Annotated in this window: 19 protein-coding genes; 11 read left to right on the forward strand and 8 right to left on the reverse strand. The window is 47.3% G+C overall.

The window, feature by feature from the left end; translation table 11 throughout:
* The first annotated feature begins 14 nt into the window (after positions 1-14).
* From pepP to CWE15_RS08310, 3 genes are read left to right on the forward strand one after another with little or no spacing between them, the layout of a single operon-like run.
* Positions 15-1,358 carry a Xaa-Pro aminopeptidase gene (pepP, locus tag CWE15_RS08300; protein ID WP_126757623.1) on the forward strand — a complete coding sequence of 448 codons (1,344 nt, stop codon included), beginning with the start codon at positions 15-17 and terminating at the stop codon, positions 1,356-1,358.
* A complete protein-coding gene (locus CWE15_RS08305; protein WP_126757624.1) occupies positions 1,345-2,541 on the forward strand; it encodes an FAD-dependent monooxygenase in 1,197 nt (398 codons plus the stop codon). The genes pepP and CWE15_RS08305 overlap by 14 nt, the downstream gene beginning before the upstream one ends.
* A complete protein-coding gene (locus CWE15_RS08310; protein ID WP_126757625.1) occupies positions 2,532-3,716 on the forward strand; it encodes an FAD-dependent oxidoreductase in 1,185 nt (394 codons plus the stop codon). The genes CWE15_RS08305 and CWE15_RS08310 overlap by 10 nt, the downstream gene beginning before the upstream one ends.
* Here the strand turns inward: CWE15_RS08310 and CWE15_RS08315 are convergent.
* Positions 3,713-4,588 (reverse strand): LysR family transcriptional regulator, encoded by an 876-nt coding sequence (locus CWE15_RS08315; RefSeq protein WP_126757626.1) that lies wholly within the window; start codon positions 4,586-4,588, stop codon positions 3,713-3,715. The genes CWE15_RS08310 and CWE15_RS08315 overlap by 4 nt on opposite strands.
* A gap of 146 nt (positions 4,589-4,734) precedes the next feature.
* Here CWE15_RS08315 and gcvT point away from each other — a divergent pair, with 146 nt between their 5' ends.
* The 3 genes from gcvT (at position 4,735) to gcvP (ending at position 9,227) form a co-directional block, all read left to right on the forward strand.
* Positions 4,735-5,820, forward strand: coding sequence for a glycine cleavage system aminomethyltransferase GcvT (gcvT, locus tag CWE15_RS08320; protein ID WP_126757627.1), 1,086 nt, complete (start codon positions 4,735-4,737; stop codon positions 5,818-5,820).
* Between the two features lie 52 nt (positions 5,821-5,872).
* Positions 5,873-6,262 carry a glycine cleavage system protein GcvH gene (gcvH, locus tag CWE15_RS08325; protein ID WP_126757628.1) on the forward strand — a complete coding sequence of 130 codons (390 nt, stop codon included), beginning with the start codon at positions 5,873-5,875 and terminating at the stop codon, positions 6,260-6,262.
* Positions 6,263-6,344: 82 nt separating this feature from the next.
* The gene (gene gcvP, locus CWE15_RS08330; protein ID WP_126757629.1) at positions 6,345-9,227 is read left to right on the forward strand and encodes an aminomethyl-transferring glycine dehydrogenase; all 2,883 of its coding nucleotides are present in this window, start codon (positions 6,345-6,347) and stop codon (positions 9,225-9,227) included.
* Positions 9,228-9,339: 112 nt separating this feature from the next.
* Here gcvP and CWE15_RS08335 read toward each other — a convergent pair whose 3' ends face one another.
* Positions 9,340-10,851, reverse strand: a complete 1,512-nt coding sequence (locus CWE15_RS08335; RefSeq protein WP_126757630.1) for a Fic family protein — start codon at positions 10,849-10,851, stop codon at positions 9,340-9,342.
* Positions 10,852-11,324: 473 nt separating this feature from the next.
* Here CWE15_RS08335 and CWE15_RS08340 point away from each other — a divergent pair, with 473 nt between their 5' ends.
* The 5 genes from CWE15_RS08340 (at position 11,325) to CWE15_RS08360 (ending at position 15,368) form a co-directional block, all read left to right on the forward strand.
* The gene (locus CWE15_RS08340) at positions 11,325-12,164 is read left to right on the forward strand and encodes an AbiJ-NTD4 domain-containing protein (RefSeq protein WP_126757631.1); all 840 of its coding nucleotides are present in this window, start codon (positions 11,325-11,327) and stop codon (positions 12,162-12,164) included.
* Between the two features lie 85 nt (positions 12,165-12,249).
* A complete protein-coding gene (locus tag CWE15_RS08345; protein WP_052043727.1) occupies positions 12,250-12,948 on the forward strand; it encodes a DUF4328 domain-containing protein in 699 nt (232 codons plus the stop codon).
* Between the two features lie 51 nt (positions 12,949-12,999).
* Positions 13,000-14,106: a DUF262 domain-containing protein gene (locus CWE15_RS08350; protein ID WP_126757632.1), complete on the forward strand. Its 1,107-nt coding sequence runs from the start codon at positions 13,000-13,002 to the stop codon at positions 14,104-14,106.
* A complete protein-coding gene (locus CWE15_RS08355; RefSeq protein WP_126757633.1) occupies positions 14,093-14,743 on the forward strand; it encodes an MAE_28990/MAE_18760 family HEPN-like nuclease in 651 nt (216 codons plus the stop codon). Before CWE15_RS08350 ends, CWE15_RS08355 begins: the two co-directional genes overlap by 14 nt.
* A gap of 211 nt (positions 14,744-14,954) precedes the next feature.
* Complete coding sequence (locus CWE15_RS08360) at positions 14,955-15,368, forward strand: helix-turn-helix domain-containing protein (RefSeq protein ID WP_126757634.1); 414 nt, start codon at positions 14,955-14,957, stop codon at positions 15,366-15,368.
* Between the two features lie 53 nt (positions 15,369-15,421).
* On the opposite strand, the gene CWE15_RS08365 is transcribed toward CWE15_RS08360, so the two are convergent.
* The 6 genes from CWE15_RS08365 to CWE15_RS08390 form a co-directional block, all read right to left on the reverse strand.
* On the reverse strand, positions 15,422-18,592 hold the full coding sequence (locus CWE15_RS08365; RefSeq protein WP_126757635.1) for a type I restriction endonuclease subunit R: 3,171 nt from the start codon (positions 18,590-18,592) through the stop codon (positions 15,422-15,424).
* A 128-nt stretch (positions 18,593-18,720) separates the two neighbouring features.
* Complete coding sequence (locus CWE15_RS08370) at positions 18,721-19,686, reverse strand: Abi family protein (protein ID WP_126757636.1); 966 nt, start codon at positions 19,684-19,686, stop codon at positions 18,721-18,723.
* 136 nt (positions 19,687-19,822) lie between these two features.
* On the reverse strand, positions 19,823-20,416 hold the full coding sequence (locus tag CWE15_RS08375; protein WP_126757637.1) for a DUF6933 domain-containing protein: 594 nt from the start codon (positions 20,414-20,416) through the stop codon (positions 19,823-19,825).
* 22 nt (positions 20,417-20,438) lie between these two features.
* Positions 20,439-22,334 (reverse strand): restriction endonuclease subunit S, encoded by a 1,896-nt coding sequence (locus tag CWE15_RS08380; protein ID WP_198674995.1) that lies wholly within the window; start codon positions 22,332-22,334, stop codon positions 20,439-20,441.
* The gene (locus CWE15_RS08385; RefSeq protein ID WP_126757639.1) at positions 22,321-24,039 is read right to left on the reverse strand and encodes a class I SAM-dependent DNA methyltransferase; all 1,719 of its coding nucleotides are present in this window, start codon (positions 24,037-24,039) and stop codon (positions 22,321-22,323) included. The genes CWE15_RS08380 and CWE15_RS08385 overlap by 14 nt, the downstream gene beginning before the upstream one ends.
* A gap of 27 nt (positions 24,040-24,066) precedes the next feature.
* Positions 24,067-24,960, reverse strand: coding sequence for a WYL domain-containing protein (locus tag CWE15_RS08390; protein WP_126757644.1), 894 nt, complete (start codon positions 24,958-24,960; stop codon positions 24,067-24,069).
* Between the last annotated feature and the right edge of the window lie 484 nt (positions 24,961-25,444).

A 25,444-nucleotide genomic window follows, 5' to 3' on the forward strand; every position in this document is an offset into this window, starting at 1 on the left:
AAGAGGTTGCATGGATGATACCTAGCTCAGAGTTACATGCTCGTCGCAATGCATTGGTTGCACGTATGGTGCCCAACAGCGTGGCGATAGTGCCCGCTAATACTGAAATTGTTCGCTCCAACGACACCCACTATGCTTTTCGTCAGCACAGCGACTACTGGTATTGCACAGGCATTAATGAGCCCGACGGCCTTTTACTTATATTTTCAGGCACGGAAGAACAAGCGGCACATAGCGTGCTGTTTGTTCTGCCGCGCTCAGAAAGTGACGAAATTTGGCATGGTCGCCGCTTAGGCACAGAGCAAGCCAAGCAACAAGCGGCTGTGGACCGCTGTGAAACTTTAGATGACTTAGACGAACTTCTTCCAGAACTGCTAGATGGCCGCAGCGACGTTTATATTGCGCAGGGCGAAGACACCTGGTTTCAGCCCCATTTTGAAGAGGCATTAGAAACACTGCGGGCCGGCAAGCGTAAAGGACTACGTGCACCTGTGCGGATGCACGACCTGCACCCAGAACTGCATGAGTTGCGTCTTATTAAGTCGCCTTATGAGCAAGCCGTTCTGCGCGAGGCTTGTAAAATCACCGCCGACGCTCACCGCCGTGCCATGATGTTTACTGCGCCCGGCCGGTTTGAGTATCAGGTAGCCGCTGAAATACACCATGAATTTGCCATGCGCGGGGCCAGCGGTCCTGCCTATGGCACCATTTGTGGAAGTGGCGAGAATGCGTGCATTTTGCACTACACCACCAATACTGACGAACTTCAGGCCGGGGATTTGCTGCTCATTGACGCTGGCGCTGAGTATTTAGGCTACGCGGGTGACATTACTCGGACGTTCCCCGTAAGTGGCACCTTTACTGAGCCACAACGTAAGCTCTACAAGTTAGTGTTGGAGTCGCAAGAGGCAGCCCTTGCCGAGCTGAAGCCAGGCAGCACCTTGCCTGCTGCCTACCGAGCCTGTGTACAGGTATTAGTCGCGGGCCTAGTGCAGCTAGGTATTTTAACGGGTGACCCAGAAACGCTGATAAAAGAGCAGGCGTTTCGTCCTTACTTTATGCATGGTTTAGGCCACTGGTTAGGGCTGGATGTGCATGACGTGGGTGACTATCAAGTTGAGGGCGCGCCTCGCCCATTGCAGCCTGGCATGGTGCTAACGGTCGAGCCTGGTCTGTATATCCCTGCTGACGCTGCCTGCCCTGAGGCTTATCGTGGCCTTGGTATTCGTATTGAAGACGACATTTTAATTACCGAAACAGGCTATGAAAACCTGACGGCCAGCGTGCCTAAGTCCATTGAAGGAATAGAAGCCCTGATGAAAGCGCGCAGCAAAGAAAAAGAGTATGCCCATGGGTAACCCGCAAGTGCAGAAAACAGTAGATATTGCCATTGCAGGCGCTGGCTTAGTCGGGGCTTTGACCGCCTTGATGTTGGCACAGCGATTTCCTCATTGGCGCATTGCGTTAATTGACCCTGCACAGGGGTTACCCAAGCAAGACCCCCGCACGTTAGCGTTAGCCTTACGAAGCCAAATGGCCTTGTCGGATTTGCAGGTATGGCATCAAATCACCAGTGCCACGCCCATAGAGCATATTCATATTAGCGACAGCACGGGCCCCGGCAGTGCTACTTTACATGCCAACAAAGAGGGCGTGGAAAGTTTAGGCTATGTGGTTCAGGCCGCAGACGTACAGCAGGCACTGGCGCAGGCCTGCGAAGCACAAGCGAATATAGACTGGCTTCGGGGTGAATCAATACAGCAGGTGCAGGCACATACCGAAGCGACCACAGTGACTTTAACCAGTGGTGCGCACCTAACAGCTCGGCTATTACTGGTGACCGACGGCAGCCATTCGCCCACGCGCTCTTTACTGGGCGTGAACATGCAAAGTAAATGTTATGGCCAAACCGCCATTGCGGGCTTTATTGAAACCGACACGGCCCACCAAAATACAGCCTACGAGCGCTTCACCGATGAAGGGCCGCTGGCCTTGTTACCCTTTGGTCCGCGTCGATACGCCCTTATTTGGTGTGCTAAAGCAGACACAGTGCAACAGTTAATGGCGCTACCGGAAGATGAATTTAGGCACCGCGCCCAAGCTTTGTTTGGCAGCCGCGCAGGCTATTTTACTGGCTCCGAGCGGGTGGGGTCGTTTCCTTTAAGCTTGGCCGTGGCGGAACGCTTTGTAGGCCACCGCTTTGCCATTATGGGTAATGCCTGCCATACCTTGCACCCGGTTGCTGGGCAGGGGTATAACCTTGGCGTACGTGACGCCTTGGCTTTAAAGCAAGTGCTGGAGCTGTACCAAGATCCAGGCGACTTAGCCGCGTTGCAGCACTATGAAGCATTACGCAGAAAAGACTACCAACATGTGCAAACCTTTACGGACAGTTTGGTCAACGTGTTTTCTACCGCAGAGCCTTGCGTGAGTTTTGCCCGCCGCTGTGGCTTGAAAAGCTTACGCATGTTACCGAGTTTGGCGACCCCTTTAGCCCAAAAAGCGATGGGCTTTGGTGCCCAGGAGACACTATGGCGTTAATACGAACCCAAGTTGCCGTGATAGGCGGCGGTATGATTGGCCTAGCACTAGCAAATGCCTTGGCGCTGCGCGGACGTGAGGTGTGCGTGTTAGAGCGGGGCGCTGCCAAACCTATCCCAAGCGAGCCAAGCTTACGGGTAAGTGCACTAAGCCGTGCAGCACAAGACTGGCTGACAGAGCTTGGCGCTTGGCAGCTCATTCCAGAGAATCGCAAAGGCACCTACACAGGTATGCAAGTGTGGGACGAAAACCCAGGCGCACGCATTGGTTTTTCTGCCGAAGAAAGCGACTTAAGCCATATTGGTACTATCATTGAAAATGCCGTAGTAGAAGGAGCGCTCTGGCAACGAGCGGAAGCATTGCAGGTGCAACTGAAGCCGCAGGCAGTGGTTGCTAGTTTTGAAGAGCACGAAGGCGATGTGACCTTACAACTGGAAAACGGCGACATAGTGTTGGCGCAACTTGTGGTCGCAGCCGACGGTGGCCGCTCGCAAATTCGCCAGCAACTTGGCCTGGCCACCACCTTTAAAGACTACGAACAACATGGCGTGGTGGCTACATTAGAAACCACAGAGCCGCACCAAGATGTTGCACGCCAAGTATTTACAGCCGCAGGCCCCTTGGCCTTATTGCCCTTGGCCGAGCCAAATAAAATCTCCATTGTGTGGAGCGTTCCGCCACAACGGGCAGCGGAGCTCAAAGCCTTGCCCAAGGAAATATTTGAACAGCAACTTGGGGTCACAAGCGACATGGTGCTTGGCCCAGTCAACTTGGTGAGTGAACGACATAGCTTTCCCCTGCGCATGCAGTACGCCGAGCAATGGGTGAAAGGGCGCTTTGTGCTTGCTGGCGACGCAGCGCACACCATCCACCCATTGGCGGGGCAAGGCGCGAACCTTGGCTTGGGCGATGCCTGGTATCTCGCCGAGCAACTGAACCGTTTGGGCACCTTACAAGGCCAATGGAATGGAGAGCAGTTGCAGCGCACGTTGCGTCACTACGAACGAGCGCGAAAAACTGCCGCCGTACGCCATATTGCCGCTATGGAAGGGTTTCATCAGCTGTTTTTAGCGCAGAACCCCTTCATTAAAGCCGTTCGTGGTTTAGGTATGAACACCACCAATAAGCTGCGAGCAGTAAAACGCTTCTTCATCCACCAAGCCAATCAGTTTTAGTGGCCTTGCGGACTTAAAAAGTCGTGCAAGTAGTTTTGTAAGTGGTCTGCTGCTTGGTTATTTGACTGTCCATGGCGCTCTAAAAAAATATTGATCGAGCCAAGAGGCGGCAATAAATCGTGCTGTTTAAACTCGCTAGGCTTAATTTCGTGTAAGTCGGCGGGCACCGAGCTCCGGGCCAAGGCGGTAACACCCAGACCGCTATTTAAGGCACTGCTAATACCGGTTAAATCATTGTTGGTGTATGTAATGCGGGCGCTGACACCGGCTTGTTTTAAAGCACTGAGGGTGCGGCGGCGATAAATACAACCTTCTGAAGCAAGGACAAGCGGTAGTGGGTTGACATCGATCAACTCGACTCGACCACCTACCCAGACTAAGGCGTCTTCCTTTACCAGTATGGCATTGTCGGGCGCTTGCTCGGCAACGGTTAAAATGACATCGAAGCTGCCGCGGCTTGCTCCTAAGCGTAAATCACGACTCAGAGCAGAGGTTACTTCCAGGGTAATTTGTGGGTAGCTACTGGCGAATTGGCCTAAAATGCGAGGCAGCAAGGCCGTTGCGAATTCGCTTGGAATACCAAGGCGCACTTGCCCTGTAATGGGCTTGGCTCGGAAGCGCGCCATCAGTTGATCGTGTTGCGCTAATAGTTGCACAGCCCCACGATACAGGTCGTGGCCTGCGGGGGTGAGTTTTAGGCTGCTGCCCTGCCGTTGAATCAGCGGGTGCCCCACCATTTCTTCCAGGCGCTTTATTTGCAAGCTAATGGCAGGCTGCGAACGGCTTAAGCGTTCAGCGGCCAAGGTGTAACTTTGCAAGTCCACCACAACCGTAAAAGAGCGCAATGTCTCGAGAGAAAAGTGTTTCATCATAGCGGGCCGCCTAGGGTATTAATAACTTCAATCTTTGCAGTTGCACTATAACAAAAACTTATAGTGTGATTAAGCTATTTAATTTGTTGTTAGTCAGGCGGACTCTTATAATAGAGCTAATTCATCCATTGATAGGTAGAGTAGATATGGCACAGCGGACTGCATTATACGACGCGCATGTAACAGCGGGCGCAAAAATTGTCGACTTCCACGGTTGGGATATGCCCATTAACTATGGCTCACAAATTGAAGAGCACCATGCGGTGCGTCAGTCAGCGGGCATTTTTGATGTGTCGCACATGACCATAGTCGACATTACCGGTGCGGAAGCGAAACCTTACCTACGCCGTTTACTGGCAAACGATGTAGCGAAATTAACAGTACCTGGTAAAGCTATTTACAGTGCGATGTTAAACGAAGAAGGCGGCATTATTGACGACCTGATTGTGTACTACTTTAACGACAAGTCGTACCGCGCCATCGTGAACTCGGCAACTCGCGAGCGTGACCTTGAATGGTTAGCCAAGCAGTCGGCGGAATTCGACGTGCAAATTACCGAGCGCACTGAGTTTGGTATTATTGCCCTGCAAGGCCCAAACTCGGCAGATATACTAAAAAGCCTACTCACCCCAGAACAGCATGCACAAGCGTTAGAAATGAAGCCATTCTTTGGTGCTCAGTTTGACGAAGTGTTTGTTGCAACCACAGGTTATACAGGGGAAGCCGGCTACGAGCTTATTATTCCGGTTGAACAGGTTGTTGCTGCGTGGAACACCTTACTAGAAGCTGGCGCGAAGCCTTGTGGCCTTGGTGCACGTGACACCTTACGTTTAGAAGCCGGCCTGAACTTATACGGCCAAGACATGGACGAAAGTGTTTCACCACTAGCGTCGAACATGGCGTGGAGTGTGGCGTTTGAGCCAGCAGACCGTGCTTTCGTTGGCCGCGAAGCATTAGAAGCAGAAAAAGCAGCAGGCCCGTTAAAGCTTGTTGGACTGGTCATGACTGAAAAAGGCGTGTTACGCCCAGGCTTGAAAGTAATTGTGGACGGTGGCGAAGGCGTCATCACCTCTGGTAGCTTCTCACCAACACTTGGCGTAAGCATTGCTATGGCGCGTGTACCTGCAACTGTAGGCGACACAGCGCAAGTGGAAATGCGTAAAAAGTTAGTTACAGTAAAGGTAACCAAACCAGGTTTTGTTCGCCACGGTAAAGCGCTGGTTGAACTATAATTTCATACATCAAGAGTTTACTCCCGTTTACGGGTAACACAAGGAACATAATATGAGTCTTATTCCTGCAGAATTAAAATATGCATCAACACACGAGTGGGTTCGTAACGAAGGCGACGGTACCATTACCGTAGGTATTACTGAGCACGCACAAGACCTACTAGGCGACATGGTATTTGTTGAGTTGCCAGAAGAAGGCGACACAGTGGCTGCAGGCGACGACTGCACAGTTGCTGAGTCTGTGAAAGCGGCGTCTGACATTTACGCACCGGTTGCAGGTGAAATTATTGCAGTAAACGAAGAGCTAGAAGACTCTCCAGAACTAGTGAACAGCGACCCGTACGGTGACGGCTGGTTGTTTAAAATGAAAGTAGACGATGCAACCGAGCTTGAAGGGCTACTGGACGCAGACGGCTACCGCGAGTCTATTTCAGAAGACTAAGCACACATTGTAAAAGCCCCGGTTACTCCGGGGTTTTCTCTTTTACTCTCCCCATAGTCAACGACACTTAAGGTAACTTTGAATGAGCAGTAAATCGTTATACGAGCTTGAGCAACACGACGACTTTATTTCGCGCCATATAGGCCCTGACAGCACTGAGCAACAAGAAATGCTAGATTTCGTTGGTGCTTCTTCACTGTCAGACATGACAGCACAAACGGTGCCAGGAGCAATTTTGCGCGAGCCGTTCTTAAGTGTTGGCGAGCCCATGACGGAGCGTGACGCACTGGCGAAACTAAAAACCATTGCGAAGAAAAACAAAGTGTACACCAGCTACATTGGTGCGGGTTACTACGACACATTAGTGCCAAACGTCATTGCCCGTAACGTACTAGAAAACCCGGGCTGGTACACAGCATACACGCCATACCAACCAGAAATATCTCAAGGTCGCTTGGAAGCGATTCTTAATTTCCAGCAAATGACACTCGACCTCACTGGTTTGGAAATGGCCAGTGCCTCGTTACTTGACGAAGCCACCGCAGCCGCCGAAGCCATGGCTGTCGCACAGCGTGTGAGCAAGTCGAAATCAAATACTTTCTTCGTGGCCGACAACGTGTTCCCACAAACGGTTGATGTGGTAAAAGCACGCGCAGAAATGTTTGGCTTCGACATTATTATGGGCCCTTGGCAAGAAGCAGGTGACCATGACGTGTTCGGTGTTTTACTGCAAAGCCCAGCCAACGACGGTGAAGTGCTTGATTTAACCGATGTGATTGCCGCTGTTCATGCCAAAAAAGGCCTGGTGGGTGTCGCCACAGACCTGATGAGCCTGGTGCACTGCAAAACGCCAGGTGAAATGGGCGCCGACATGGTGTTTGGCTCGGCCCAGCGCTTTGGTGTACCTATGGGCTACGGTGGTCCACACGCGGCATTCTTTGCCACCCGTGAAAAATTCAAGCGTGCCTTACCCGGCCGTATTATTGGTGTGTCACGCGACACCCGTGGCCGCGCGGCAATGCGCCTCGCCATGCAAACCCGTGAACAACACATTCGCCGTGAAAAAGCCACGTCGAACATTTGTACTGCCCAAGTATTACTTGCCAATATGGCCTCGTTCTACGCGGTGTACCACGGTCCTGAAGGTTTAAAAACCATCGCCAACCGCATTCACCGCATGACCAGCATGATGGCCGCGGCGTTACGCGAAAAAGGCATGGCCCCAGTGAACAGCTCCTGGTTCGACACCTTAACTTTTAAGGTTGAAGACAGCGCCCGCGACGCCATTATTGCGCGTTCAAATGCAGCTGAGCTGAACCTACGCATCGACACCGCAGGCCAAGTAAGCCTAAGCTTCGACGAAGCGAAAAGCCGTGCCGACTTTGTTACCTTACTCGATGTAATTTTCGGTGAAGGCCATGGCTTAACTGTTGAGCAGTTAGACAGCTTGGCGCAAGAGCACACAGGCGTACCAGCCGAGCTATTGCGCAACACGCCTTTCTTGACTCACGAAGTGTTTAACACGCACCATTCAGAAACTGAAATGCTGCGTTACATTCGTAAATTAGAAGGCCGCGACTTGGCACTGAACCACAGCATGATCTCCCTTGGCTCGTGCACCATGAAGCTCAACGCCACCGCAGAAATGATTCCAATTACCTGGCCTGAATTTGGTCAGCTGCACCCGTTCTGCCCGCTAGACCAAGCTCAAGGTTACGCAGAAATGCTCAGCACCTTGTCGACCTGGTTAGTGGATATTACCGGCTACGACGAAATGAGCCTACAACCAAACTCAGGCGCACAGGGTGAGTACGCTGGTTTATTAGCGATTGACCGTTACCACGTCAGCCGTGGTGAAGGGCATCGTAAAATTTGCCTTATTCCTGAGTCTGCACACGGTACCAACCCTGCTTCGGCACAAATGGCCGGCATGAAAGTGGTTGTGGTGAAGTGTGACGAGAAAGGCAACATCGACATTAACGACCTTCGTGAAAAAGCGGCCAGCGTTTCTGACCAGCTTTCTTGCGCCATGGTGACCTACCCGTCAACCCACGGTGTGTACGAAGAAAACATCGTTGAAGTGTGCGACATTATTCATGAGCACGGCGGCCAAGTGTATATGGACGGTGCCAACATGAACGCCCAAGTAGGTGTCACCTCGCCAGGCTTCATTGGCTCGGACGTGTCCCACTTAAACCTGCACAAAACCTTCTGTATTCCACACGGTGGTGGTGGTCCAGGCATGGGGCCCATTGGCGTAAAAAGCCATTTAGCGCCTTTCCTACCAGGCCATACCGCCATTGACGCCGAAGGCCTGGTGAAAGGTAACGGTGCAGTGTCTGCAGCTCCTTACGGTAGTGCCAGCATTCTGCCAATTTCGTGGATGTACATTGCCATGATGGGTAGCCGTGGTTTACGCCAAGCAACAGAAGTGGCTATTTTAAATGCCAACTACATTGCCAAGCGTTTAGAGCCGCACTACCCCATTCTATTTAGTGGCCGCAACGGCCGTGTCGCGCACGAGTGCATTATCGACTTACGCCCACTAAAAGACACCACAGGCATTGCCGAGATTGATATTGCCAAGCGTCTACAAGACTACGGCTTCCACTCGCCAACTATGTCGTTCCCAGTTGCGGGCACGCTCATGATCGAGCCAACAGAGTCGGAGTCGAAGGCTGAAATGGACCGCTTTATTGACGCCATGATCAGTATCCGTCAGGAAATTGAGAAGGTAGCAAACGGCGAATGGGCAGCCGACAACAACCCGCTAGTTCATGCACCGCATACACTGGCCGACATTGTCGACAGCGCATGGGACCGCCCATACACCCGTGAAGAAGCCGCCTACCCAGCCGAGTGGCTACACGGCCATAAGTTCTGGCCAAGTGTAAACCGCATCGACGACGTATACGGCGACCGCAACCTTATGTGCGCCTGCCCGCCAATAAGCGAGTATTTGTAAACTAGGTTGTTGTAGCAGGACATTGAAAAAAGCGAACCGGTTGGTTCGCTTTTTTTTAACTGTTAGGGCCTACGAACTTAAAGGTCAGTCTACTCCCAAACTGCTCCTTTGGTTAAAGTAGCGATGCCAAGAATTTTGTAAAAGGCACAATATCTTGTTTGACGCTGGCAGCTTCCAACGCTTGCATATATTCCTCTCGCCGCGTAACCGGCACAATTGTCCATGGATAACCACCAGATGCCATCATTAGATTCATAATGAATCTCCCTATTCTGCCGTTGCCATCAAAGTAAGGGTGGATGTAAACGAAAATGAAGTGCCCCAGTACTACTCTGACGGCTGCATTTTCCTCTTCTGCGAGCAAGTCGAAGAGTGTCGGCATCATGTCGCGAACCGCGCCCCTATCAGGTGGGGTATGCATAGACTGGCGAATGTAGACAGGCCCTGAGCGGTATCCAGCCAAGTCCGATTGTTGAATAATACCGGCGGCCACACTCGGGCCAAATAAGGCGAGGTACCAATCGCTGTGGGTCTGTTCCAGTACGTCGCCAGGATTTTTGCCTTCTAATACCGCTAACACGGCTTTTTTAACTTCCTGAAACGCATCCCAGTAGCCTTTAGCAGCCATGGCATCTAAGTGTTTTTTACTCTCGCCTGAGCCTTCAGCTTGCCAGTTACCAGAGCGAACCAGTTCAATCAATTCGCAAGTTACCCGATAGCCTTCAATGGACAGTGAGTGGTAGGCGTCTGTGAGGTATTTGTCTTCTACTTCGGCCATGTAGGTTTCGATGTCGACGTTTTGTTGTATTTGTTCAGGGAAATGCGCGATAACACTTTCACGCAGTTGCGCCCACATTAATCGTATGCGATTAACATAGGGTGACACATCACGTCGACCAAAGCTCACCTGCACTTTCTCTGCGAAAGGGTCATTTTCTTGCACTTTAAAGTCGGCGGCTTGCATGCCTTTTAAAATATTGTTAGCGATCAAATCTCGGCCAATATTTCTAAAAGCCCCTGCTAATCGGCCGGCAATCACACTGTGATTACCTGCGAGTAAAACGGACAGTACGTCGGAAGCATCCGTCACCATCGATAAGGCAGTACGCATTTGGATGGGCGCATTTTGAAACTGATTCGCCGAAGAGTAAACAAGTGCAGCTGCTAAGCTATATACATTGAGCCCATCTAGTTTTTCAATCTGTTCTGTGTCAGGCATGTTCAACCTGACATCAAAAATTGAGGTGTGGTGCAAGAAGGCGGTGGGTTTATTATTGCCTTTGGGCGAGCGCACGAGCAGTTGCTGAGGCACGGTTCTATCGCCGATATGAAGGCTAATTGATTGTTCAGGAGAGAGGCACCAGGAATTGTCGAATCGTTCAGACAAATAAGCGCCGCAAAAATCCCAAAAAGAGGTGTACCAAGATGTACTGTCACCAGGCTTTTCATCTGGCATCGTCGGTATGTACCAGCCTCGGATCACTTCGCGAATAAATCCATGCTTCAATAGCCGCTCTCGATGCACTCTGCTGAGTTCTTTTGATTGGATAGCAACAACCCCAGACTCTTGAAGCTGTTGTAATTGCTCAAGCGAATCTGCAAGTTTTTGTGATATATCCTTCATGTTCACTCCAAGTATTACTCCTGACACGTATCAGTTATCAATCCGCATCTCTAGGTTTTTATGTTATAGCATTAATAGGTTTTAGTGTCATATTCTTTATAGGTTTTGATGAGCTACCGTTTTTAGGCTTTGGTGCTCATTAGCTTGAAGAAGGTATGCAAGAAACAGAGCTCTCCTACTATGGCCGCAGGATGTGTTTTGTTGGTGGAGAAGCGAGTGTTCAGTTCATAGGCCACCATGACCGTGCACGTTATCTCCTTGCCTAATTCCTAGAGCTTCGATAGCATGGGTATTTACATTTTATTAACGTGCATGCATGTATATCATATATATGCGCATGCTCGTTTGTACTTTACTTAGTTTGGTTTGTGGACGAAAAAATCACAGTAGTGACAGGCGCTTGCAGTATTTTCCCAAGCTAGATACACCATGCATGCCTAGTATATAAATGTTAGCTTCCGTAGGAGATAAGTGTGTTATTTTCAAAGAGGAAAGGGCTATCAATTGTTCGTGATTCTGTTCAGAAGGACGGAATGGACGATGCTCTCAGGCATGGGCTTTGGAATGCTTTGCATATTTGCATATGGGAGCAAATTGAATATAACCATTACTCCCAGACATTTAAATCTTCTAATGTGTATGGTTTGTTCCAGCATTATTGGCACAATCTATTTAAATGGCCCCTAGATAATTTGCCTGGCTATCTTGATGATGCTCATAGGCGTGTAAGAGAGTATTTCTTTAAGTGTGAGTGGTACGAGGTTTACGATTTTATTGAGTTTACCGCCCAGAACTGCCCTGAAAGTCTCACAAAAGAATTCACTGAATTTTGCAACCATATATTGGAAAAAGAGCTTTCGGCTTACCGTTTTGTTGGAAGTCAGCTAACTGATATAACAAGCGCTGAAGAGTTAGAGAGTATTGAATCAGCGATTGACGCGACTACAAAACACTCCGGAGCAAGAAAGCATCTGCAAACTGCTCTCGTGCTGTTATCAGATCGTAAGTCGCCTGATTATAGAAACTCGATCAAAGAATCAATAAGTGCGGTAGAATCACTTTGTGTGGCAGTTTCTGGCAACCCTAAGGCCACCCTTGGTAATGTATTGAACTCCATTGAAACCAAACACAAGTTGCATCCCGCTTTCAAAAAAGCGCTATCAAGTTTGTATGGCTATACAAGTGATTCAGATGGAATTCGCCACGCATTGTTAGAAGAAAGCACAATAAGCTACAGCGATGCTAAGTTTATGCTCGTTGCATGCAGTGCTTTCGTAAATTATGTATTGGGAAAACAAAGTGAAAGAAGCTAACAAGCGCATGTTGTCGGACTGGTTTTCCGCTGCGCTCCAAACCAGCCGCAAATGCGGGCGTTAGCACTTAAAAGGAGATAGCACCTTGTCAACCAACGAAGGATTTAGAGACTCAACAAGTCTAACCGCTTGGGTCCGATACATGCTTTATGCACAAATCTTAATCGCCGTGATATCAATAGTCTCCGGAAACTTGGAATACCAATTATTATCTGACTATCAGAATGGGGTTTATACATCTCAAGAACAAGCGATAGCTGACGGGGAGGCAAACGACCAACGTCAAGGACTAATCGGTATCCTCTATCTTATCGTGTTTGTAGTCTCAGGGTTCCTGATACTACGATGGATTCATAGAGCAAACTACAACGCAAGACAACTGGGAGCAGAGAATATGAAGTTCTCGCCTGGTTGGTCCATAGGGTACTACTTCATTCCAATTCTGACATTGTGGAAGCCATACCAAGCAATGAAAGAAATATGGAAGGCGAGCAAAGAACCTTCTGACTGGGTGTCACAAGGCATAAGTGGTATTCTGCCGTTGTGGTGGTTTTTGTGGTTAGTCTCGAATTTTCTTGGTCAGGCAATTTTTAGGCTATCCATGCGCGCAGAGGAGATTCAAGAACTAATGAGTCTTAATATTGTAACTCAAATATCAGACGCATTAGATATACCTTTAGCATTGGTATTTTTGGCCATCGTAAACAGAATCCATAGTATGCAGGCGAGTCGACTGGCCGGTGCTAACAATCAAATGCAGCCGACCGCTGAAAGCGTCGGCTGATTTGGGCGTTAGGCTCGCTTACGCCGAAAGATAATTAATAGAGGAACTAGAATGTCATTGATAGATGAAGTGAATGAAAAACGAAAAGAAATTCGTACAGATGACTATGCCATGTCTATTAGTGAGTGGGTTTCTTTATATGAAAGTAAAGAAGTTGATATTCACCCTGAATTTCAACGATTCTATAGATGGAGTGACATTCAAAAAACAAATCTTATTGAATCTATTTTATTAGGAATACCAATTCCTCCCGTTTTTGTCAGCCAAAGAAAAGATGGTATTTGGGATGTTGTTGATGGATTGCAGCGTTTGTCAACAATCTATCAATTTATGGGAGTGTTGAAAGATGAAAATAAAAACAATATCGAGCCTTTAACTCTTAGTGGAACAAAATATTTGCCTAGCTTAGAAGGTAAGCGATGGAATGATCCTGACAATGAAGACAACTCGTTTAGCCAAGATCTTCGATTAATAATTAAAAGATCAAAAATTAATGTGAGCATCATCCTTAAAGAAAGCGATGAGACGGCAAAATATGACTTGTTCCAACGTTTAAATACTGGCGGCTCGGATTTAAGTCCACAAGAAGTACGTAATTGCATTCTGGTGATGCTAAATAAAGACTTTTATACTTGGCTGCAGGAGCTTGCATCATACGAGCCTTTCCAAGAGTGTATATCACTAAGCGATAGGCCCTTGAAGGAGTCATATGATCTTGAGCTTGCACTTCGTTTTATTATTTTCACTCTGATAGAGGAAAGGGATTTGCACCAATTGGGTGATGTGGGCATATTTCTTACTGAAAAAATGAGATTGTTGGCAGTGGATGATGATTTTGATAAAGCTATGTGGGAAAGACTTTTCAAGAGAACATTCGATAGTTTGCAACGCGAATTGTCTGAAGATTCGTTCAAACGATATAGTGTTACAAAACAAAAATTCACAGGAGGTTTCCTTCTTTCTCAATATGAAGTGGTTGCATATGGAGTTGGCTATAACTTGGCTAAAAATATTGATTTGAAAGACATTGCTACGACAGCAGCAGGTATTTGGAGTGATTCTCGATTCACAGACTGGTCAGGCTCAGGAATTACAGCAACAAGAAGGCTGCCGAGAATACTTCCTTTTGGACGGGAGGTTTTTAATGGCAGTAATTAGAACCAAAGAAAACTTGGTCGATAAAATAGGCCGAGACCATGTTTGGCGAATACGTGAAATTTCTGAATTAAAAAATTTAATTGAAGCTCCAACAATTTCAGAGATAAGAAAGCGGGTTCTTTGCAGGGCAGGAATTGCTTTACTTTATGCTCATTGGGAGGGGTTCGTAAAAAAGTCGGGAACTTATTTTTTGGAATACGTGTCCTCACAAAAACATAATATCTCTGAATTAAGGAGCAATTTCATCACTCTACTCGTTAGAGGGAAGATTGATCGAGCAAGTGAGTCGAATAAATATTCTGCATTTGATGAGGTGACGAGATATATCATTAAAAACCAATCGACTAGAGCCCGAATTCCCGTGAAAAACGTTGTTGATACTCAGTCTAATCTATCAACTACTGTGCTTAAAGAAATCATGTGGTGCCTAGGTTTAGATTATGAGTTTTTTGAGGCAAAAGAGAAGCTTATAGATTTAAAACTAGTAGGAAGGAGAAATCATGTTGCGCACGGCGAATCTATAGAAATAGACATCGATGATTTTTTTGAAATGGTTGATGAAGTTCTAGGGTTGATGGCGACTTTTAAAAACCTGCTAGAAAACTCATGTGTAACAGAATCTTACAAGGCTTCATAAAGCCTAACAATACGTGCCAGTCGGACAGTTTTTTCCGTGGCTCTTTTTGTGCTGGCCGCTACGCTAGCACAAACCGCCACTCCAAAAACTGCCGCTGCACTCTGCGTTATGTAGCTAAAGCGTCGGCTGTCGTGTCACTGTCAGGTATATTTCGTAGCCGCCAACAATGTTTATAAGTTAAGTTTTCCTCACAGATGGACGAGGGTATTTTATGATAGTTAAAAAATTACGAGAGAAACGAAATTGGTCTCAAGAGCAACTTGCAATAATGTCTGGTTTAAGTACCAGAACAATTCAACGAATTGAAAGTGGCAATAAAGCCAGTATTGAATCTCTTAAATCGCTCGCCTCTGTTTTTGAAATAGATATTTCTAAACTAAAAGAGGAAATTATAGTGATAGACAAAAGTTCAGAATCATGGAAATCAGAATCACCTTTTGTAAGGTGGTTTTTTTGGGGAGTTAAAGCGAGAAAGCAAGTGTTAAATATGGAGTTTCTTTGTTTAACTCTTGGCATCTTATCATGGATTATTAAACCTGATATTGTTGCCACTCCTGCATTCTTTCTAATGGCTTATATTTTTGCGACAATGAAATATTACATCGATCGCAAAAAGCATTGGTAAATTAGCTACATAACAAGAATCCCTCTCTTCCAAAAATAAACTAAAGCTTTGCTTTACCCCGTCCAACTACTAGAAAGCACTTCCGCCTGTTTTAAAATCAGCTCCACTGCTGCTGGTGCGCGGTCGGGTGGGTACTTGTATCGGCGCAAGGTTCTGCGTACCAGAATTCGAAGCTTTGCTCGAACACTCTCACGGACTTGCCAGTCTACGGTAGTGGATTTGCGTAGTTTGTCCGTAATTTCGACGGCAATTTTCTTCAATGTGTCATCGCCAAGTTCGCGAACAGCGCTTTCATTTTCAGCAAGCGCGTCGTAGAAGGCAACTTCATCGGGGTTTAGACCTAGGGCTTCGTCGCGGGCAAGCTCTTCCTGAAATTGCTTGGCCATGGCGATGAGCTCTTCGATGACCTGAGCTGTTTCAATGCCTCGGTTGTTGTATTTCCGTAACGTCTCCTGCAAGCGCTCAGCGTACTTTTTCTCTTGTACCACGTTGTTACGCGTCTTCGCCTTAATATCGTCTTTTAACAGCTTTTCTAGTAGCTCAACAGCAAAGTTCTTGTAGGGCATCTGGCGCACATCTTCCAGGAACTCTGGTGAGAGCAAGCCAATGTTTGGCTTATCCAGTCCGCACAACGCAAAGACATCAGACACACCTTCAGCGCGAACGGCATTGTCTAAAATTTGTTTCAACGCTGAGTTCTTCTCTTCTTGCGTGAGTTTTTTGTCGACACTGGTGAACTTAGTAATAGCGGTTTTTACCGACGTTAAAAAGGCCACTTCTTTTTGATATTTCTGCGCTTCGTCCAGTGTGCTACACAATGAAAATGCCTTGTTCATAGCCAGCACCATGTCCAGAAAGCGTTTTTTGCCATCTTCCAGACTGAGTACATAGTTCGCCGTTGCCAGCAGCAATTGGTTCGGATCGTCCTCGTAGCTCTTACCGTTATGATTAGTGTAATCAAAACCTTCTGCGTTCGGACTTTTGGCAAACATGCCATGAATGACATCCAGCTTTTCCAGGAGCAGTGCAAAAGCTTCCTCGGCGCTGTGTGTCGGTTGCCCTTTACCTTGCGAATCGGTGTAGGTTTTAAGCGCTTGTTTCAACTCGTTAGCAATACCGATGTAATCAACAACCAGGCCACCAGGTTTGTTCTTAAACACGCGGTTTACCCGGGCAATAGCCTGCATCAAGTTGTGCCCTTTCATTGGCTTATCGACATACATTGTATGGCAACAAGGCGCATCGAACCCGGTCAGCCACATATCCCGCACGATAACCAGCTTCAGCGGATCGTTGATGTCTTTAAAGCGCTTTTCCAGTCGTTTCTTGGTTTGCTTATTGTAGATGTGTGGCTGCAACAACGGCTTATCTGATGCAGAGCCGGTCATCACAATTTTAATCGCGCCTTTTTCAGGGTCAGGGTCGTGCCAGTCAGGGCGTAATTTCACAATTTCGTTGTACAGATGCGCACAAATATCGCGGCTCATCGCCACAATCATGGCTTTACCTTCAATACTTTTTGCGCGGGTTTCGTAATGGTTAATCAGGTCTTCTGCGACTTGCGCTAAACGAGGTCCAGAGCCAACCAGTTTTTCCAGACGGCTCCATTCACTTTTGGTCTTCTCACGGGCACCGACGTCTTCTTCGTCTTCGACCACCTCATCGACCTGATCAGAGAGCTCTTCGATAACATCCTGATTGATGTCGAGTTTGGCAAGGCGTGATTCGTAATAAATGGGGACCGTAGCACCGTCGTCCACCGCGTCCTGAATGTCATAAATGGACACATAGCTGCCGAACACGGCGCGGGTGTCTTTGTCTTCACTGGCAATGGGCGTACCGGTAAAACCAATGAAAGAGGCGTTGGGTAACGCATCGCGCATGTGTTTCGCATAACCAAACTTATATTTTCCATCCTTCTTCAACGTAGCTTTTAAGCCATACTGGCTGCGGTGTGCCTCGTCCGAAATCACAACAATGTTGTGGCGGTCATTCAAAATAGGATGGCCGTTCTCATCTTCCAGTAACGCGAACTTTTGTACCGTGGTGAAAATAATTCCGCCGGACTCGCGCTCGGCTAACAACTGTCGAAGTTTATCCCGATTATCTGCCTGCACCGGCTCTTGTTTTAGCAAATCTTTAGCGGCGCTGAACGTTGCAAACAACTGACCGTCTAAGTCATTGCGGTCGGTAACGACAATCAACGTCGGGTTATTCATTTGCGGTTGTTGCAGTAATTTTCCGGCGTAACAACACATGGAAATGCTTTTGCCTGAGCCTTGTGTGTGCCAGACAACACCGGCTTTTTTACTGCCGGGAACTACTTCATCCGCGTAGGTTGCGCGTTTTTCTGCAACTTCATCCAGACTTTGCTGCTCTGCTGCAACAATGGTGGCACGAACGGCTTCGCGTACTGCATGAAATTGATGGTAACCCGCTATTTTCTTAATGAGGTTGTCAGCGTCGTTTTCAAAAATCACAAAATAGCGAATGTAATCTAAAAACAGTTCGCGCTTGAAGAAGCCGCGCACCATGGTTTCCATTTCTTGCTCTAACGGGCGCTTATCGTCTTCGTTTAAGACAACGCGCCAAGGCATGTACCGTTCCTGATTTGCGGTGAGTGAGCCGACACGGGCATTAAATCCATCACTAATAATCGACGCTTCGTTGTAGGCAAACAGTTCCGGAATTTCGTCTTTATAAGTTTGTATCTGGTTAAACGCGTCCCAGATATCGACGTTTTCGGCGCTGGGGCTTTTAAGCTCGATAACCGCGACTGGTAGGCCGTTAATAAAACAGATGATGTCCGGCCGACGCAGTTGTTTTGAACCTTCAATAGTAAATTGATTAATGGCCCGGAAGCGATTGGCTTCCAGGTCGCCAAAATCCATTAAAAACGCGCGGTCATGAATGACTTTATCCTGCTTTTTGTATTCAACCGGTACGCCGTCAATAAGCAAGCGATGAAACTCACGGTTGTTAACAACACAGTCCAGGCTGTCGGGCTTGCGGACAACCGCAACAACTTGCTCGATGGCACTTTCGGGTAGGTGCGGGTTAATGCGGCGTAAAGCGGCTTCAAGATCAGCGAACAACAGAATTTGCTTATAATCGACCCGTTCCGGGTAGGGGCCGTCATGGGCAATGTCGGGACCGTTGGCAATTTCCCAGCCATCCTCGGCAAACCATTCCAGGCATTGTTGTTCTAACTGGTCTTCGGTCATTCCATTAGTCCTTTAACTATACTTTGCCTAAATTACCTTAAAGTAATTGACAGGTAAAACATCTTGTTTATACTTATCCGTAATACGCCCGGCGCCTCTTCGCAACTTTGTTGTGTACGCGTCGGCTCTCATTTCAGGCCCCACACTGGCCAAGACTCCCAGTCATCAACTATCCCAAACTCGCTAATTCTTATTGCGTTATTTTCCGGTTCGGGGAAGCTTTCAACAATAGCCTCAAAGCGCTTATTCCATGCTGAATTAGGGCTTATTACTGCGAGCAGTTTTTGCATAAGGCAAAAGTAGAAGAATGGTCGTGAGTTATTTATCTTTTGCCAATGTTCGTAATGAGGAATTGGAGCGCGCTCGAGAACGTTGATGTTCCAAAGCCTACTATGGTGAGCGGAAACGTTACGTATAAAGTTTAAACTTCTTAACCATTTACTAAAATCGTGGCCGCTTGGTGCGCCATACTTTTCAGCTATTTTATCTTGATGCTTTACCTTCATGCCTGAGTAAAGCATCGACATCATGCCGAAGTCCCACACTTCAATAGCAACCCAAATTGGTATTCCTTCATAGTTTTTCTTATAGTGTTCAATAAATGGCTCTCGTCTAGCTCGCCATATGGCTCTTTCGTACTTTTCTAACCAGACTTGGTGCTCCGTTTTCCCTTTTGCAGGCCCTTTCTTTTTAGCCTGTTTACTAAAGCGGCCATGCAGACATTCTGGATTCTCATGCGCATAACAGTCTATTTCGCCTAGTAAGTGAGCAATATCAACTCGGACAGCCATTTCTATTCGCTCTAAGGCATCTAGCGCGTGAAGCCGGAGTCGCTTATCGAAAATGTATAAATCAACAATATCTCGAAAATGCGAACCGTTAATAAACTCATCATGACGGATAGGTATATCCAACTCTGGGTTGAAGTGCGCTGATATTTTGCGAAAGGGATACCAATACCCGCTTAACCGGTAGTAACCTAGTTTTTCCAAGTAACTTCTTGCGATTTCAGGTTCATCAATCGTCATACCACGATCAGTAAGAAGCCCTAACTGCTGGTCTAATGATATCCATGGTTTTTGCTGTCGTGGCATATTTAGTAATCTCTGTGTGAGTCAAGTATGGACAACAGGAACGGTGACAAAAACCACGTGGTAAGCAGGTGTTCTGCCTTGTAACAAACTACCGAGAAATCCTCGATACTTGACCTTTTTCCTCGTTCGACGCCGATCATCGCGGGTTTTCCTCCTTGAATCTGTTCTGGTCTGCCAATCGCTCCAGTAGAGTCAACATAGCATCTTTTGGCCATAGCACCATCTTTTGACCTTTTACTGAGCGTGGCGTGTCGGCGAGCCAGGCACCGGCGTTATAGCCGGTCATGTCGGCTATATTCAGTCGATCGTAATAAAGTTGATGCTCGAACTCGTCTTTCATTCGGTTCAGCGTGCCCTGAACGGATCGGCTACAGTCGCTATCAACTTGCAGTGGACGCAGGTATTTATCGGCCGTTTCAAGGTGAACCTCATTAGCGCCGCATTTAAGTAAGGTATTCATAAAGGTATCGACAAAGCGGTCGTTCAGTTCAGCGAAGTCGGGTTTAGTCAGCGCCGGCAACACCAGCGGAAAGCGTGTGCTGTCATGCGTCATTAATACGCAGTTTCTGCGTTGCAGCGTCACCAGATGACCATGCCATCCGCTCAAAGGGTTGATATCAATAGTGGGCTTTTCATACAGCCACTTGCTCATTGGAGTGGCCGGTAGTGTACCCTCGCTGGTGAGGGTTAATTTTTCGAAAAGTTTGCGGGTGGCGTGGAGTTTTAGCATCTAATCAATCTACCCTTACTAGTTAAGGTCGGCGAGCGCCTTTATGGTCAAACTTTTCGACAAGTGCCCATTCCGTAAAAGTTCGGTCTCGATGTGTAACTAAGCCATGCACTTTCAACCGTTTTAAAGTGCCGGATAATTCGTCCTCGTCAAAAGGAGACAAACCTGCATTCAAGCTTAATCTGTTGGACTCATTCAAAAGTTTAGAAACTTTGCAGGTGCGGTTTTCCGGAAAAGATAGCAAGACTATAGCTGTTTTTTGGTCAAGTTTAACTTTTTCACCTAAAAACTTATTTAGGACTGCTGTAATGACAACCATAAGAAAAGGGACTCCAGTAGCGCTATCAACGACTGTGGAAAAGACTCCTTGCAAAATTTTGTTACTACGAAGCTCACTTAAAAATGCTGGCAGCTTAAAGTATTCCGCACCGCCTTGACCTAAATCTCCGGTTATCGTTGTAGAGTAACCAATCATCCCGAGTTTGTGTCGTTGCTTGCGGGATGATCCATGCACTACAAAATGAGACTTTGGTGGGAGGTCATTCTCGATTTCGCTAATCAGAGCATTTAAATCATGCTCGTCCTTATCATCAGGTAATTTTGTATGGACTTGGTCAGTCGAATTGACTTGCAGTTGGCCTGATAGCAACTTGGGGAGTAGGGCGTCACGCACATTGGCTAGATTAAGAGCTTCTCTAATATTTGATGCTTGAGATTCAAGTTGAGGGGCTATGAGAACTGAATAAATATTTCGTAGCTCTTCACTTGGAAGTAATACTTCCATTTCTGCTACTTGTTTGGGTTGGGCTCTCTGTCTACTGCCTGTCGATCCTGTAACACGCATCATAATTCCATTTTGGAAGCTATCAGATTTAACAACCCCTGCTACAAATGCCCGTTGGGAGGGCTTTATTGGTACAAACTGCATGAACTCTGTTGAGCAAATTGCTGCGTTCGAATCTAAAACATCAGGTAACCAAGTTCGAGGAAAATGAGGGTTTAACTTCGATACTAAAACCGATTCAGGAAATACTCGATACTTGTTACTTTTAATATTTGCACCTAAATCAAATGCTGGGCTCATGCCGTCGTCAAATGCGGGAATACTGTAGTGTTCCCAAATTTTTTCCGGCTCTTTTGCTGGTTTGACTGATGTAGTGTCTAATCTTGCGATGTTAGAGAATGGCTCCAAAAGCCACCCCTCCGGAATCTCGCCCTGTTCGCTGTCTTGCATGGCGGAGGGGAAGAGTTCGGCGGTGGTGCGGAGTTGGTTGTAGTTCTCCGGATTTTCGGTTTGGAGCTGGGTTAGTTGCGATTTATCTTTGCCGGATATGGCTTGCATGGCGGCGAGTAGGGCCTCTTCTTGGCTGCCGCCGGCTTCTAGTGCTTCCATTTTGGCTTTAACGGGCTCGAAATCGACAAACCAGCTTTTGAAGATAGCTTGGGCGATTTGCTCTAGGGTTTGGTTTGTTTGTTCGCTATTTTTAATTTTCTTGTCTAGATCAATTAATGGTTTGACTAATCGTTGTCTTAAACTCGCATTCTTGGGGACTTTGATTTCTAATCGGTGCGCATTTTCTCTGTTGAGTCCAGGGACAGCAGCATCAGTATTCATACTTTCAAGCCCAAGCGTAGAGAGCAAGTAATAGGTAAAGTAGGCTTCATCTAAAGAGTCAAACATAACGTAGAAAGCTGTATCACTTACCCAGCAAGGACTTTCACTTAGATGTACTTTTCCAACCGAGCCTTTTCTGCCTATGATGACTACGTATGGTCCCGCTAAAGCAATTTCAGAGTATGTGTAAATGCCATTAGAACCATAAACTGGGTAACCGTTACTAACTTGTTCACTTTTCTTTATCGCTTTTCCGTACGTGAATGGGCAAAAAGCACCGACTTTCGTTTTAATCCAGCTCATACCCAAGCCCCCCAAGGTTCCGCTTAATCTCAGCCTCTAATCGCTCGCTTTCGGCAAACTGATCGCTTAGTTGTGCGGTTAGGCGTGCCATCTTTTCGTTAAAGGGTTCGCCGTCGTCTTCCTGTTCTTTTGCGCCTACGTAGCGGCCTGGGGTAAGCACAAAATCGTGCTTTTTAATGTCGTCTAAGTTAACGGATTTACAGAAGCCGGCGATGTCTTCGTAGCTTTCACCTTGCTGCCACGCATGAAAAGTGTCGGCAACTTTGGCGATGTCGTCATTGGTAAAGTCGCGTAATACACGGTCTTTCATGTAGCCGAGTTCGCGTGCGTCAATAAACAAAAACTCGCCGCGGCGGTCGCGCTTTTTCTCGTTGCGAACCATGCCATTGGCTTTGTCCTTGGTTAAAAACCAGATACAGGCGGGTATTTGGGTATTGGTAAACAGCTGACCGGGCAGAGCAACCATGCATTCCACCAAGTCTTCTTCAATGAGTCGCTTACGAATTTCGCCTTCGTTGTTGGTGTTCGAGCTCATTGAGCCATTGGCCAGCAAAATACCCATGCTGCCGGATGGTGCCAGGTGATGCAGCATATGCTGTACCCAGGCAAAGTTAGCGTTGCCTTTGGGTGGCGTGCCATATTTCCAGCGCGCATCATCGGCCAACGATTCGTTCCACCAGTCTTTTACGTTGAACGGTGGGTTCGCCATGACAAAGTCGGCGCGAAGATCAGCGTGTTGATCGTTTAAAAAGCTGTCGGCGTTTTTCTTACCAAAATTAAAGTCGATACCGCGTATGGCCATGTTCATGGCCGCTAAGCGCCAAGTGGTCGGGTTGGACTCCTGGCCGTAGACCGAAATATGCTTTCGCTGCTCGGAGGCGTCGTAGTGCTGCTCTTTGGCGTGCTCTTCAATAAACTTGTCGCTGGATACAAAAAAACCGCCAGAGCCCATAGCAGGGTCATATACACGACCGGAATAGGGCTGCAACATTTCCACAATCAGCGTCACGATGCTTTTTGGCGTGTAGTACTGGCCGCCTTGCTTGCCTTCAGCGAGTGCGAACTGACCCAGGAAATATTCGTAAACGTGACCGAGAATATCCTTGCTTTGTAAGTTAAGGCGCTCACCACCGAGCTCTGGTTTGGTGAATGAGGTGTCCGAGAAGGTGTTAATAAGACCAATGAGCTTCTCGTTTTCTAACTGATATTGGCTGATGCGGTTAAGAATGCCTTTGAGCTTACTGTTACTTTTCTCGATTTCTTCTAAGGCGTTGTCGATAAGCCAGGACACAGAGCGCAATTTCACGTCGTTACCGGCATCGTCCTGCCACAGAACGCTACCAATGGGCAGTACGGCTTTTTCTTTTAATGTGCTCCAGCGGGCCGCTTTGGGTACCCAAAACACGTTCGCTTCACGGTAATAATCGAGCACTTCCAGCTCTTCGGTTAAGGCTTCCTGGTACTCTTCGTCACTGTCAAAGTCATCGCGCGGCAGGTAGTAAAGGTTGTCTTCGTCGTCGGTTTTGAAAAGCTCAAGTAATTGCTCCTGACGCTCTTCAAAGGCGTCAGATACGTACTTTAAGAAAATAAGCCCCAGCACGACGTGTTTATAGTTGGCGGCATCTAAATTCGCACGCAGTTTATCGGCGGCTTTCCAGAGTTTGTCATCGAGTTGCTTTAAGAATTTTTGCTCGGTGTTGTCCATGTTTTACGGCGTCCTTTTAAATGAATTTTAGCGGGCGGGCGAATTGTTTTCGTAGCCCGGCGCTATCGCTAAATTACTGGTGTTCATTAAACTTGTGCGGTTACGTAACCATAGTTGATATTCGGGACCTTTTAAGGCCGCGTCTTCGGTGCAATCGACATTCCAGCGACGTAATAAATAGCCGGCCATGGCAGCACGAACATCGACGGTTAATAAACCGTTTTTCATGTCCCCTCCGTTGCAATAATCCATTTCAATGGCCTTGGGAAATTTAACGTTATTGGGGTGCGGTGTTAATTGCAGGGAAATCATCCGTTGCCATTCGGTATCGGAAACGCTGTCTTCACCAAACTCGTAATTGCCAATCAGCTTCACATTACTGATTCGGGTTAATACAAAATCGCGAAAGCCTTCGGTTTTTCGGTCAAACGCACGAACGTGCCAGCGCATGCCATTATCAACAATTGAGTGCGGTACAATTTCTCGTTTGCCGGAACCACTGCTAAGCGATGTGTAACTAATTTCGAGTGCGCGCTCATTCAGAATGGCCTGCACGGTTTTAGCAACAACAAAAATGTCCGGAACGTTCAAACTGGAAGGTGCTTCAACAGGAAAATGTAAATCGCCAATGGCGTCAAAACCATCGGAAATATCATTCGCCAATTTAATTAAACTGCGTTTGGCGTCATGGTCGAAAAGCGGTTTAAATTCACTGGTCTGGAAGTAACGTTTTTGCTTAACGTCGTATTCAAGATTTTGCGGTGCTAATTCTTTGTAGAGATTAAAGTCACGGGAGCCCGCCGATAACCCAACTTCGAATCGTTTAATTAAGTCCTGGCGGTAAATCGAGCCTTTAAAAAGCAAACAAAAATCAATGTACGCTAAGCGCTGTTTTTGCGAGAAGGCGAGTTTTTCCAGCATCATCCATGGCCACTTTTTATCGTTATTTTCGGCTTAGTGTGGTTCATTTTGGTGTGCATGTAAAGTGGTTGAGTGGTGGAGCCTAAAAATGTGTCAGGGCGGGGATTTGTACAACAGAGTGGTGACAGAAGCTGGATTTTGAGCACACTCGCTGACATAAACTTGTCCAAAACCAGGATTAGTCATCACTTTGTTGTACAGATGATTGCATTGGCAACTTACGGCAACCAGGTGTTTTGCCAACACATACTAGGTTCAGTACAGCAGATAGTATTTATTACTAAACATAGTCATTGATACTGGCTAGCAATGGCAGGCTCCTGTCGCTTTGGCAGTCACAAATACGCAAAAAATTAAGGGTAAGCGGATTAAATGGTTGATCTTACCTTTGCATGAGAGTGAGACAGACCGGCATCTCATCGGATTATCTGGTTGATGCTTCACCTACTGCTGGTGCATGTTTCCTTCGCTAATTCCAGCAAGA

The sequence above is a fragment of the Aliidiomarina taiwanensis genome (assembly GCF_003987015.1).
Classification (GTDB): Bacteria; Pseudomonadota; Gammaproteobacteria; order Enterobacterales; family Alteromonadaceae; genus Aliidiomarina; species Aliidiomarina taiwanensis.